Origin of the sequence: Klebsiella sp. K5-45 (assembly GCF_030128605.1) — a bacterium.
Lineage (GTDB): Bacteria > Pseudomonadota > Gammaproteobacteria > Enterobacterales > Enterobacteriaceae > Klebsiella > Klebsiella quasipneumoniae.
The window spans coordinates 484,655-496,374 of the sequence record NZ_JAKUZW010000001.1 but is presented as its reverse complement, the minus strand read 5'-3'; the positions used below and the strand labels follow the sequence as shown (position 1 = coordinate 496,374).

The 11,720-nt window shown below is 59.9% G+C and carries 12 protein-coding genes; 7 read left to right on the top strand and 5 right to left on the bottom strand.

Annotated features, from left to right (window positions below; translation table 11 throughout):
* Positions 1-5 precede the first annotated feature (5 nt).
* The 5 genes from fucP (at position 6) to fucR (ending at position 5,843) form a co-directional block, all read left to right on the top strand.
* Positions 6-1,316 carry an L-fucose:H+ symporter permease gene (gene fucP / locus MKS11_RS02545; protein ID WP_023319034.1) on the top strand — a complete coding sequence of 437 codons (1,311 nt, stop codon included), beginning with the start codon at positions 6-8 and terminating at the stop codon, positions 1,314-1,316.
* 32 nt (positions 1,317-1,348) lie between these two features.
* Complete coding sequence (gene fucI / locus MKS11_RS02540) at positions 1,349-3,124, top strand: L-fucose isomerase (protein ID WP_062913570.1); 1,776 nt, start codon at positions 1,349-1,351, stop codon at positions 3,122-3,124.
* Between the two features lie 107 nt (positions 3,125-3,231).
* Positions 3,232-4,650: an L-fuculokinase gene (gene fucK, locus MKS11_RS02535; protein ID WP_023319036.1), complete on the top strand. Its 1,419-nt coding sequence runs from the start codon at positions 3,232-3,234 to the stop codon at positions 4,648-4,650.
* Between the two features lies 1 nt (position 4,651).
* On the top strand, positions 4,652-5,074 hold the full coding sequence (fucU, locus tag MKS11_RS02530; protein ID WP_017899197.1) for an L-fucose mutarotase: 423 nt from the start codon (positions 4,652-4,654) through the stop codon (positions 5,072-5,074).
* Positions 5,075-5,132: 58 nt separating this feature from the next.
* The gene (gene fucR / locus MKS11_RS02525) at positions 5,133-5,843 is read left to right on the top strand and encodes an L-fucose operon activator (RefSeq protein WP_087770889.1); all 711 of its coding nucleotides are present in this window, start codon (positions 5,133-5,135) and stop codon (positions 5,841-5,843) included.
* 52 nt (positions 5,844-5,895) lie between these two features.
* On the opposite strand, the gene rlmM is transcribed toward fucR, so the two are convergent.
* The 4 genes from rlmM to MKS11_RS02505 form a co-directional block, all read right to left on the bottom strand.
* Positions 5,896-6,996: a 23S rRNA (cytidine(2498)-2'-O)-methyltransferase RlmM gene (gene rlmM / locus MKS11_RS02520; RefSeq protein ID WP_004205518.1), complete on the bottom strand. Its 1,101-nt coding sequence runs from the start codon at positions 6,994-6,996 to the stop codon at positions 5,896-5,898.
* A complete protein-coding gene (locus tag MKS11_RS02515) occupies positions 6,989-7,384 on the bottom strand; it encodes a DUF423 domain-containing protein (RefSeq protein ID WP_002915543.1) in 396 nt (131 codons plus the stop codon). The genes rlmM and MKS11_RS02515 overlap by 8 nt, the downstream gene beginning before the upstream one ends.
* 19 nt (positions 7,385-7,403) lie before the next feature.
* On the bottom strand, positions 7,404-8,321 hold the full coding sequence (gene gcvA, locus MKS11_RS02510; RefSeq protein ID WP_002915545.1) for a glycine cleavage system transcriptional regulator GcvA: 918 nt from the start codon (positions 8,319-8,321) through the stop codon (positions 7,404-7,406).
* Between the two features lie 351 nt (positions 8,322-8,672).
* The gene (locus MKS11_RS02505) at positions 8,673-8,897 is read right to left on the bottom strand and encodes a YgdI/YgdR family lipoprotein (protein WP_002915549.1); all 225 of its coding nucleotides are present in this window, start codon (positions 8,895-8,897) and stop codon (positions 8,673-8,675) included.
* A gap of 197 nt (positions 8,898-9,094) precedes the next feature.
* Between MKS11_RS02505 and csdA the strand changes: the two genes are divergently transcribed.
* Positions 9,095-10,300 (top strand): cysteine desulfurase CsdA, encoded by a 1,206-nt coding sequence (gene csdA, locus MKS11_RS02500; protein WP_080838198.1) that lies wholly within the window; start codon positions 9,095-9,097, stop codon positions 10,298-10,300.
* Complete coding sequence (gene csdE, locus MKS11_RS02495; RefSeq protein WP_087770890.1) at positions 10,300-10,737, top strand: cysteine desulfurase sulfur acceptor subunit CsdE; 438 nt, start codon at positions 10,300-10,302, stop codon at positions 10,735-10,737. The genes csdA and csdE overlap by 1 nt, the downstream gene beginning before the upstream one ends.
* 141 nt (positions 10,738-10,878) lie before the next feature.
* Here the strand turns inward: csdE and tcdA are convergent, their stop codons facing one another.
* Positions 10,879-11,688: a tRNA cyclic N6-threonylcarbamoyladenosine(37) synthase TcdA gene (tcdA, locus tag MKS11_RS02490; protein WP_012540708.1), complete on the bottom strand. Its 810-nt coding sequence runs from the start codon at positions 11,686-11,688 to the stop codon at positions 10,879-10,881.
* Positions 11,689-11,720 lie beyond the last annotated feature (32 nt).

Below are 11,720 nucleotides of genomic sequence, written 5' to 3'. Positions count from 1 at the left end.
ACGCTATGGGAAACACAACGATACCAACGCAAAGTTACCGCGCCATGGAGAGCGGGCAAAGTAAGAGCTACATTATTCCTTTTGCTCTGCTGTGCTCCCTCTTTTTTCTGTGGGCCGTGGCCAATAATCTCAATGATATTTTATTACCGCAGTTTCAACAGGCCTTTACCCTGACTAATTTTCAGGCCGGATTAATCCAGTCGGCTTTTTATTTTGGCTATTTTATTATTCCCATCCCCGCCGGGATGCTGATGAAAAAATTCAGCTATAAAGCCGGCATTCTTACGGGTCTGTTTTTATATGCTTGCGGCGCCGCGCTGTTCTGGCCTGCCGCCGAAGTAATGAATTACACCTTATTCCTGATTGGGTTATTTATTATCGCCGCCGGGCTTGGCTGTCTGGAAACCGCGGCCAACCCATTTGTCACCGTCCTCGGTCCGGAAAGCGGCGGTCACTTCCGCCTGAATCTGGCCCAGACCTTTAACTCATTTGGCGCCATTATTGCCGTGGTATTTGGCCAGAGCCTTATTTTGTCCAACGTCCCGCATCAGCCGCAGGAGGTGCTGGATAAAATGACGCCAGAGCAGCTCGGCGCCTGGAAGCACAGCCTGGTCCTGTCGGTACAAACCCCCTATATGATTATCGTGGCCATCGTGCTGCTGGTCGCCCTGCTGATCGTCTGTACCCGTTTCCCGTCGCTGCAAAGCGATGACCACAGCGACAGCGCGCAGAGCACGTTTCTCGCCTCGCTGTCGCGCCTGATGCGCATCCGCCACTGGCGCTGGGCGGTACTGGCTCAGTTCTGCTATGTCGGTGCGCAAACCGCCTGCTGGAGCTATCTGATTCGCTACGCTGTCGAAGAGATACCGGGCATGACGGCCGGTTTCGCCGCCAACTACCTGACCGGCACCATGGTCTGTTTCTTTATTGGCCGTTTCACCGGCACCTGGCTGATCCGCCGCTTCGCGCCGCATAACGTGCTGGCGGTCTATGCGCTTATCGCCATGCTGCTCTGTCTGCTCTCCGCCTTCAGCGGCGGCCACGTCGGTCTGCTGGCCCTGACCCTGTGCAGCGCCTTTATGTCCATTCAGTACCCGACCATCTTCTCGTTGGGGATTAAGCACCTGGGCCAGGACACCAAATATGGCTCGTCATTTATCGTCATGACCATCATCGGCGGCGGGATCGTCACCCCGGTAATGGGCTTTGTCAGCGACGCCGCCGGCAATATCCCGACCGCCGAACTGGTTCCGGCGCTGTGCTTCGCCATCATCTTTATTTTTGCCCGTTTCCGCTCGCAAGCGGCGACGAACTAAACCTGTTATCCGCATAACCTGAGGGATCTGTAATGAAAAAAATCAGCTTACCGAAGATCGGTATCCGCCCGGTAATCGATGGTCGTCGCATGGGGGTTCGCGAATCGCTGGAAGCGCAAACCATGAACATGGCGAAAGCCACCGCCGCGCTTATCAGTGAGAAGCTGCGCCATGCCTGCGGCGCCCGGGTGGAGTGCGTGATCGCCGATACCTGCATCGCCGGCATGGCCGAGTCGGCCGCCTGTGAAGAGAAATTCAGCAGCCAGAACGTTGGCGTCACCATCACCGTCACCCCCTGCTGGTGCTACGGCAGCGAAACCATCGATATGGATCCGCTGCGCCCGAAGGCCATCTGGGGCTTCAACGGCACCGAGCGTCCGGGAGCGGTCTATCTGGCCGCGGCGCTGGCGGCCCACAGCCAGAAAGGGATCCCGGCGTTCTCCATCTACGGGCATGATGTGCAGGATGCCGATGACACCTCGATCCCGGCGGATGTCGAAGAAAAATTGTTGCGCTTCGCTCGCGCTGGCCTGGCGGTCGCCAGTATGAAAGGGAAAAGCTATCTGTCGCTGGGCGGCGTCTCAATGGGCATCGCCGGCTCCATCGTCGACCACAACTTCTTTGAATCCTGGCTCGGGATGAAGGTTCAGGCTGTCGACATGACGGAGCTGCGCCGGCGAATCGATCAGAAAATCTATGATGAAATCGAGCTGGAGATGGCGCTGGCGTGGGCGGATAAACATTTCCGCTACGGCGAAGATCAGAACGCCGAGCAGTATAAGCGCAATGAGGCGCAGAGCCGCGCGGTGCTGAAAGAGAGCCTGCTGATGGCGATGTGCATCCGCGACATGATGCAGGGCAACGCGAAGCTGGCGGAAAAAGGGCTGGTGGAGGAGTCGCTGGGCTACAACGCCATCGCCGCCGGTTTCCAGGGTCAGCGCCACTGGACCGATCAATACCCCAATGGCGATACCGCCGAAGCGCTGCTCAACAGCTCCTTTGACTGGAACGGGGTGCGCGAACCGTTTGTCGTCGCCACCGAAAACGACAGCCTCAACGGCGTGGCCATGCTGATGGGCCATCAGCTCACCGGCACCGCCCAGGTGTTTGCCGACGTACGCACCTACTGGTCGCCGGATGCCGTTGAACGGGTCACCGGGCAGCCGCTCACCGGCCGGGCGGAGCACGGCATCATTCACCTGATTAACTCCGGCTCCGCGGCGCTGGACGGCTCCTGCCAGCAGCGCGACGCGCAGGGCAACCCGACGATGAAACCTCACTGGGAGATTGAGCAGAACGAGGCGGATGCCTGCCTCGCGGCCACCGAATGGTGCCCGGCGATCCATGAATACTTCCGCGGCGGCGGCTTCTCTTCCCGCTTCCTGACCGAAGGCGGCGTGCCGTTCACCATGACCCGGGTGAACATCATCAAAGGCCTGGGACCGGTACTGCAAATCGCCGAAGGCTGGAGCGTGGCGCTGCCCAAAGCGATGCACGACCAGCTCGACGCCCGCACCAACTCCACCTGGCCCACTACCTGGTTTGCCCCTCGCCTGACCGGCAAAGGCCCGTTCAGCGATGTGTACTCGGTCATGGCTAACTGGGGCGCCAACCACGGCGTGCTGACCATCGGCCATGTCGGCGCGGATTTCATTACCCTCGCCGCCATGCTGCGCATTCCGGTCTGCATGCACAACGTGGAAGCGGCGAAAATCTACCGCCCCTCCGCCTGGGCCGCGCACGGTATGGACATCGAAGGCCAGGACTACCGCGCCTGCCAGAACTACGGGCCGCTGTATAAGCGTTAACAGGTGGGTTTAGCCCGGTGGCGCAGGCTTACCGGGCCTACAGACGCGCGCTGTTTGTAGGCCGGATAAGCGCCGCGCCATTCGGCAATGTTGTTTCGGGAGTCACTATGAAGCAAGACGTAATCCTGGTCCTCGACTGCGGCGCCACGAACGTGCGGGCGATGGCCGTTGACCGACAGGGGAACATTATCGCCCGCGCCGCAACGGCGAACGCCAGCGACATTGCGGCGGAAAAAAGCGACTGGCACCAGTGGTCGCTGGAGGCCATTATGCAGCGCTTTGCCGACTGCTGTCGGCAGATCCATGACCAGCTGGCCTCCTGCACGGTGCGCGGCATCACCGTCACGACCTTTGGCGTCGATGGCGCGCTGGTGGATGAGCAGGGTGCGCTGCTGTATCCGATAATCAGCTGGAAATGCCCGCGCACCGCGGCGGTAATGGACACCATCAGCCGGTATATGTCCGCGCGCCAGCTGCAGCAAATCGCCGGCGTCGGCGCCTTTGCATTCAACACCCTGTATAAGCTGATCTGGCTGAAAGAGAACCACCCGCAGCTGCTGGCGCAGGCCCATGCCTGGCTGTTTATTTCGTCGCTGATCAACCATCGGCTGACCGGGGAGTTCACCACCGACCTCACCATGGCGGGCACCAGCCAGATGCTCGATCTCCGGCAGCGCGATTTCAGCGCGCCGATCCTGCAGGCGACCGGCCTGCCGCGCCGCCTGTTCCCGCAGCTGGTTGAAGCAGGCCAGCCGATCGGCGCCCTGCTGCCGGAGGCCGCTGCGCTGCTGGGCCTTCCCGTCGGGGTCCCGGTTATCTCGGCCGGGCACGACACCCAGTTCGCCCTGTTTGGCGCCGGCGCCGGGCAGGATGAGCCGGTGCTCTCCTCAGGGACCTGGGAGATCCTGATGGTGCGCAGCGCGCAGGTCGACACCTCGCTGCTCTGCGACTACAGCGGCTCCACTTGCGAGCTGGACAGCCAGCCGGGACGCTATAACCCGGGGATGCAGTGGCTGGCCTCCGGCGTGCTCGAGTGGGTGCGCAAGCTACTGTGGAACACTGACACGCCGTGGCAAACGCTGATTGACGAAGCGCAGGCGATCCCGCCCGGTGCCCAGGGCGTCAGAATGCAGTGCGACCTGCTCGCCAGCCAGCACGCCGGCTGGCAGGGCGTCACGCTCAACACCACCCGCGGCCATTTTTACCGCGCCGCGCTGGAGGGGTTAAGCGACCAGCTGGCGAAGCATCTGCAAACCCTGGAAAACATCGGCCGCTTCCGGGCGCAAGAGCTGCTGCTGGTCGGCGGCGGCAGCCGCAACGCGCTGTGGAACCAGATCAAGGCTGACCGGCTGGGAATACCGATCAAAGTTCTCGACGATGCCGAAACCACGGTGGCCGGCGCGGCGATGTTTGGCTGGTATGGCGTGGGCGAGTTCTCTTCCCCGGAACAGGCCAGAGCGCAGGTCGCGTACCGCTACCGCTATTTTTGGCCGCAAACTGAACCTGAATTAACAGAGGAAGCCTGAGATGCTCAAAACCATTTCCCCGCTGATATCGCCGGAACTGCTGAAAGTGCTGGCCGAAATGGGCCATGGGGATGAAATTATTTTTTCCGATGCCCACTTCCCGGCGCACAGCATGGGTCCGCAGGTGATTCGGGCCGACGGCCTGCGGGTCAGCGATCTGCTGCAGGCGATTATCCCGTTGTTCGAGTTAGACAGCTATGCGCCGCCGCTGGTGATGATGGCCGCCGTCGAAGGCGATGCGCTCGACCCGACGGTGGAACAGCGCTATCGGCAGGCGCTTTCGGCGCAGGCCCCCTGCCCGGATATCGTGCGGATTGACCGCTTTGCCTTCTACGACCGGGCGCAAAAAGCCTTTGCGATCGTTATCACAGGAGAGTGCGCTAAGTACGGAAATATCCTTTTAAAAAAAGGAGTCACGCCGTAATCTCATGCCGGAGCGTCTGCCTGATGCAGACGCTCAATCAATGATGGGGTGAGAATAAATGAAAGCGGCCCGCCAGCAGGCGATCGTCGATCTCCTGATCAACCACAGCAGCCTGACCACCGAAACGTTGTCAAAACAGCTCAACGTCAGCAGGGAAACCATTCGCCGCGATCTCAGCGAGCTGCAGGCGCAGGGCAAAGTGCTGCGCAACCACGGCCGGGCTAAAGTGATCCACCAGCGCAGCCAGGACAGCGGCGACCCTTTTCACATGCGGCTGAAAAGCCATTACGCGCATAAAGCCGATATCGCCCGCGAAGCGCTGGCCTGGATTGACGAAGGGATGGTCATCGCCCTCGATGCCAGCTCCACCTGCTGGTATCTCGCCCGCCAGCTGCCGGACCGCCCGCTGCACGTCTTTACCAACAGCCAGCCCATCTGTCAGGAGCTGGCTAAACGCGACCAGATCATGCTCACCTGCTCCGGCGGTACTCTGCAGCGGAAATATGGCTGCTACGTTAACCCGGCGCTGATTTCCCAGCTGAAATCGCTGGAGATCGATCTGTTTATTTTTTCCTGCGAAGGCATCGACCCGCAGGGCGCGCTGTGGGACTCCAATGCCTTCAATGCCGACTTCAAATCGATCCTGCTTAAGCGGGCGGCGCAGTCGCTGCTGCTGATCGATAAAAGCAAGTTCAACCGCTCCGGCGAAGCGAGGATTGGTCATCTGGATGAGGTGACGCATATTGTGTCGGATGCGCCGGAGCCTTAAGCATGCGGCGAAGGCCAGAGGACATGCGCGTCTCTGGCCTCAGGGTGAGTGATTAACGCTCGTCGCGACGTCCGCCAACGGCGGCCCACAGGCGACGCACGTGAACGGTCACCTCTTCACGATCGTGATACAGCTGACGCGCCTGGATCTGGGCGTTAACGCCGTGCTCGTCCAACTGGGCCTGAATGTAGGCCAGATTCTGCGACACCTCTTCATAGCGCTTTTTCATCGGCAGCTTGAGGTTGAAGATGGTCTCCCGGCACCAGCCGTTGACCAGCCACTGCGCCATCAGCGCCGCCACTTTCGCTGGCTTTTCCACCATATCGCAGACCATCCACGAGATGTTATTGCGGTTAGGACGATAGCGGAAACCGTCTTCACGCAGCCAGGTCACCTGGCCGGTATCCATCAGGCTCTGGGCCATCGGGCCGTTATCGACCGAAGAGACCCACATGTTGCGTTTCACCAGCTGATAGGTCCAGCCGCCCGGGCAGGCGCCGAGGTCGACGGCATACATGCCGTTCGCCAGGCGCTCGTCCCACTCGTCCGCCGGAATAAAAACGTGGAACGCCTCTTCCAGCTTGAGGGTGGAGCGGCTCGGCGCGTCGGACGGAAACTTCAGCCGCGGAATGCCCATATAGAACGGCGAGTTATTGTTACTGTACGAGTAGCCGGTATAGCAGCAGCCCGGGGCGATAAAGAACACATGCACCACCGGACGCTTCGGCGTTTCATAGCTGGTCAGGACGCCCGCTTCGCGCAGCGCCGCGCGCAGCGGCACGGTAAACTTGCGGCAGAACTTCATCAGCTCTTTGCTTTCGTTGGTGTCCGCCACCTCGACGCGCAGATCGCCGCCCTTCTCCACCACGCCCTGCAACATGCCGACGATCGGCGTAATGCGATCCTCCGGCGGCAGGTCGCGCAGCAGTTCGCCCACCACAAACATCTGGCGGGCGAAGATCAGCGAGCTGAACGGCAGATCGCGCACCAGCTTCTCGCCATCATCCTGCTGATAGCCTTCAAAAATCACATAGCCAGAGTCTTCTTTGACCCGGGCAAAACCAAACACCTCGAGGCGGGCTGCCTTATCGGTAATTTCTGCTGCGCACTCTTTCTCAAACCCAGGGCGACAATAGAGGACAACCTTATTCATGAACAACGCCCTTACGTTTCAGACGAATTGCACCAATTAACATTAACACCCAGCCGGCGAGGAAGCTCACGCCGCCCACCGGGGTCACGAACGCCCACAGGCGTAAATGAGAGAGCGCCAGGCAGTAGAGGCTGCCGCTGAACAGCACGGTCCCTAACGCCAGAAACACGCTACTCCAGTAGAACCAGATACTGATCCGACGCTGCATCGCCACCGCCAGACCAAAAATCGCCAGGGTATGGAAGGCCTGATACTCCAGGCCGGTATGGATCCAGGCCATCTCCGCCGCGCCGAGCGATTGACTTAAGACATGCGCGCCGAAGGCACCCAGAGCCACAAAGATAAAGCCGCTAATCGCGGCGAATATCAGCATAAAACGGCTGGTCATGTTGTTACCCTACAAGTAATTATTGTTCATAACGAAAGCGGAATTTTTCTTGTTCACTTGCCGCTTTCGCCAGAATCCACTGCCGGAAAGCGGCTATTTTACCCAGTTCTGCCTGACTGTCATGGCAAACAAGGTAAAACGCATTCTTACTGACCAGAACATCATTAAATGGACACACCAGGCGACCGGCTTCAATTTCGGACTGCGCCATGACATTGTTGGCCAGCGCCACGCCCTGCCCGTGAATGGCCGCCTGCAGCACCATCGCGCTGTGGCTGAAAATCGGCCCCTGCTGCACATTAATATGGCTTAGACCAAGCTGGCGGGTATAAGTTTGCCAGTCGCGGCGGGACGCATCGTGAAGCAGCGTATGTTGCGCCAGATCGGCAGGCGTTTTCAATGCTTTATCGCCGGTGAGCAGCAGCGGGGAACAGACCGGCAGCAGATACTCGGCGTACAGTTTTTCCACACGCAGGCCCGGCCAGTTGCCGCGACCGTAAAAAATCGCCACATCGACATCGTCCGCCAGCTTATCCTCCTGACGGTCCACCGCCTGGATCCTGACGTCGATTCCCGGATAAGCTGAGTTAAAGCTTGTCAGTCTCGGCACCAGCCACTGGATGGCGAAACTTGGCAATAAACTGACCGTTAATGCCCCTTTGGCGCTGCGCGCCTGCAGTTTACGCGTCGCTTCCGTCAGTTGCGAAAAAATCTCTTTAATATCCTGAAAATAGCTCTGCCCTTCTTCCGTTAACAGCAGCGAACGATTGCGCCGACGGAACAGCTTAAGGCCCAGAAAATCCTCGAGAGACTTGATTTGGTGGCTGACTGCGGCCTGCGTCACAAAAAGCTCATCGGCTGCCCGAGTGAAGCTGAGATGGCGTGCGGCTGCATCAAAAACACGTAATGCATTCAGAGGAGGTAATCGCTTCGACATGGTTATTCTGGCTTAGATGTTAACTCAATTTAACAAATAGGAAACAATGGTTAACCTATTAGTTTTTTTTATCTGAGCCATTATAAATTGTCCGTTGAGGTTCTACCAGCAAATACCTATAGTGGCGGCACTTCCTGAGCCGGAACGAGAAGCTTTTTTTGGAATGCGTGTTCCATCAAGCTTTTGGCTTACGGTTGTGATGTTGTGTTGTTGTGTTTGCAATTGGTCTGTCTTTGCAGACCCCGGTAGCAAGGCTACCCCTTTTCACTTCCTGTACATTTACCCTGTCTGTCCATAGTGATTTAATGTAGCACCGCAACGCGCGGTGCTTTTTTTTGCCTTTTTACTGCCTTACTCGTCCAGCTCACCCAGCTGTTTCACGTCAGAGCGATTGATCTGCTGTTTGTTGCCCCACGCGTCCTTATACGAGATCATGCCAGTATCATTATCGGTTTGCGGTTTCCCGTCGGTAACGATGGTCCGCCCATCATTGGTATGCATCACATAGTTAGAGGAACAGGCGCTCAGGCCTAAAGTCAGCATACAGGCAGAGATAATCGCAGCGGCCTTAGTCATTTTCATTTTTCTCTCCTTACGGCTATTTATACTATTCGTGACTCGTTAAGTAATAGGTTAAAACACAAACCCAACACTTTTCAGCATAACCCTCTTTGACCCACGTGGAGTCACATTCGGACAATTCCACAGAGCGCAGAGGCCTTGTCACGCCCGACAAATTGCGCGACGATCGCGGTATTGATACGAGGAATTCCATGAACGCATTCAACCCTGCGCACTTTCGCGCGCAGTTTCCGGCTCTGGCCGATGCCGGCGTCTATCTCGACAGCGCGGCGACGGCGCTCAAACCGCAGGCGGTGATCGACGCCAGCGACCAGTTTTATCGCCTGAGCGCCGGCAACGTCCACCGCAGTCAATTCGCCGCCGCCCAGCGGCTGACCGAGCGCTATGAGGCGGCCCGCGAGCGCGTGGCGGCGTGGCTGAACGCCCCCTCAGGCAAAGATATCGTCTGGACGCGGGGGACCACCGAGGCCATCAATATGGTGGCGCAGAGCTACGTCCGGCCGCGCCTGCAGCCTGGCGATGAAATTCTCGTTAGCGAAGCCGAGCATCATGCCAACCTCGTGCCCTGGCTGATGGTGGCCGGGCAAACCGGCGCCAGAGTGGTCAAGCTGCCGCTCGGCGCCGACCGTCTGCCGGAGATCGCCAGCCTCAGCGCGCTCATTACCCCGCGCAGCCGGGTGCTGGCCATCGGCCAGATGTCCAACGTCACCGGCGGCTGCCCGGACCTGGCTCAGGCCATCCGCCTTGCTCACGCCGCCGGGATGGTGGTGATGGTCGACGGCGCGCAGGGGGCGGTGCATTTCCCCGCGGACGTGCAGGCGCTGGATATCGATTTTTACGCCTTTTCCGGCCATAAGCTGTATGGCCCGACCGGGATCGGCGCCCTGTACGGCAAAAGCGAACTGCTGGCGGCGATGTCGCCCTGGCTCGGCGGCGGGAAGATGATCGCCGAGGTCAGCTTTGACGGCTTTACGCCACAGCCGGCGCCCTATGGCCTTGAGGCCGGTACGCCCAATGTCGCCGGGGTTATCGGCCTCAGCGCCGCGCTGGAGTGGCTGGCGCAGAGCGATATCGGCCAGGCGGAAAACTGGAGCCGCAGCCTGGCGAGCCTGGCGGAAGAGGCGCTGGCGAAACGGCCGGGCTTCCGCTCTTTCCGCTGCCAGCAGTCAAGCCTGCTCGCCTTTGAGTTCGACGGTATTCATCACAGCGATCTGGTGACGCTGCTGGCCGAGTCCGGCATTGCCCTGCGCGCCGGGCAGCACTGCGCCCAGCCGCTGCTGGCGGCTTTAGGAGTCAGCGGCACGCTGCGGGCCTCTTTCGCCCCCTACAATACCCAAGACGATGTTGCAGCGCTGGTCCACGCGGTGGATCGCGCCCTGGAAATTTTGGTGGATTAATGACGACCCTGCACCCCTTCGGCACGACCATTACCGACGCCACGCTGCGCCAGACCTTCGCCCCGCTGAACCAGTGGGAGGATAAATATCGGCAGCTGATTTTATTGGGCAAAAAGCTGCCGACGCTGACCGATGAGCGCAAAGCGCAGGCCCATGAGATTGCCGGGTGTGAGAACCGCGTCTGGCTGGGCTATGAGGAGGACGCCGAGGGCAGGCTGCACTTCTTTGGCGACAGCGAAGGAAGGATTGTGCGCGGTCTGCTGGCGGTACTTTTAACTGCCGTGGAAGGAAAAACCCGCGCCGGGATCCTGGCGCAGGATCCGCTGGCGCTGTTCGACGAGCTGGGGCTGCGCGGCCAGCTCAGCGCCTCACGCAGCCAGGGCCTCAGCGCCCTGAGCGAGGCGGTGCTCGCCGCCGCCCGCGAGGTTGGGGTTTAAGCTCATCCCGGGGGCGGCGATTGACGCGCCTTGCCCGGGCTACGGGCTCGTGCAGTTTTGTCGCCCGGACAGGTGCGCAGCGCCGCCTCCGGGGAATTGTCCTGTAGACCGGGTAAGGCGCCTGCGCCGCGACCCGGGAGTTTACGTCGTCTGCCGCTCCGCCTTCGCCAGCATTTTCTTCAGCGCATGGGAGACGGCGACAAAACCAAAGGTCGCGGTCACCATCGTCGCGGCGCCAAAGCCGGATGCGCAGTCCATCCGCTTCGGCCCTTCCGCCGTACTCTTCATCGCGCAGACACTGCCGTCCGCCTGCGGGTAGACCAGCGCTTCCGTAGAGAATACGCAGTCCACGCCGAGCTTGCCTTTACTGTTTTTCACCACCCCAAACTGGCTTTTCAGACGCTCGCGCAGTTTAGCTGCCAGCGGATCCTGGATGGTCTTCGCCAGGTCAGCGACCTGGATCTGCGTTGGGTCAATCTGGCCGCCTGCCCCGCCGGTGGTGACCAGCGGCACTTTGTAGCGGCGGCACCAGGCAATAAGCGCCGCTTTTGGCCGGACGCTATCGATGGCGTCGATGACATAGCTGAAGCCGGCGCCAAGGTATTCGGCCACGTTTTCCGGGGTTACGAAATCATCCACCACCGTCACCCGGCACTCCGGGTTGATCAGGCGAATACGCTCCGCCATCACCTCCGCTTTCGCCAGCCCGACGTTGCCGCTGAGGGCGTGGATCTGGCGGTTGGTATTGGTAACGCAGACATCGTCCATATCGATAAGGGTGATCGCCCCGATGCCGGTCCGCGCCAGCGCTTCCGCCGCCCACGAGCCGACCCCGCCGATCCCGACCACGCAGACGTGGGCGTCGGCAAAACATTGCAGCGCTTTTTCACCATATAAACGTGCCGTACCGCCAAAACGCTGGCGCCAGGCATCGCTGATTACAACAGACATAGGACCTCAGAACAAAATGACAGCGCCCGGAG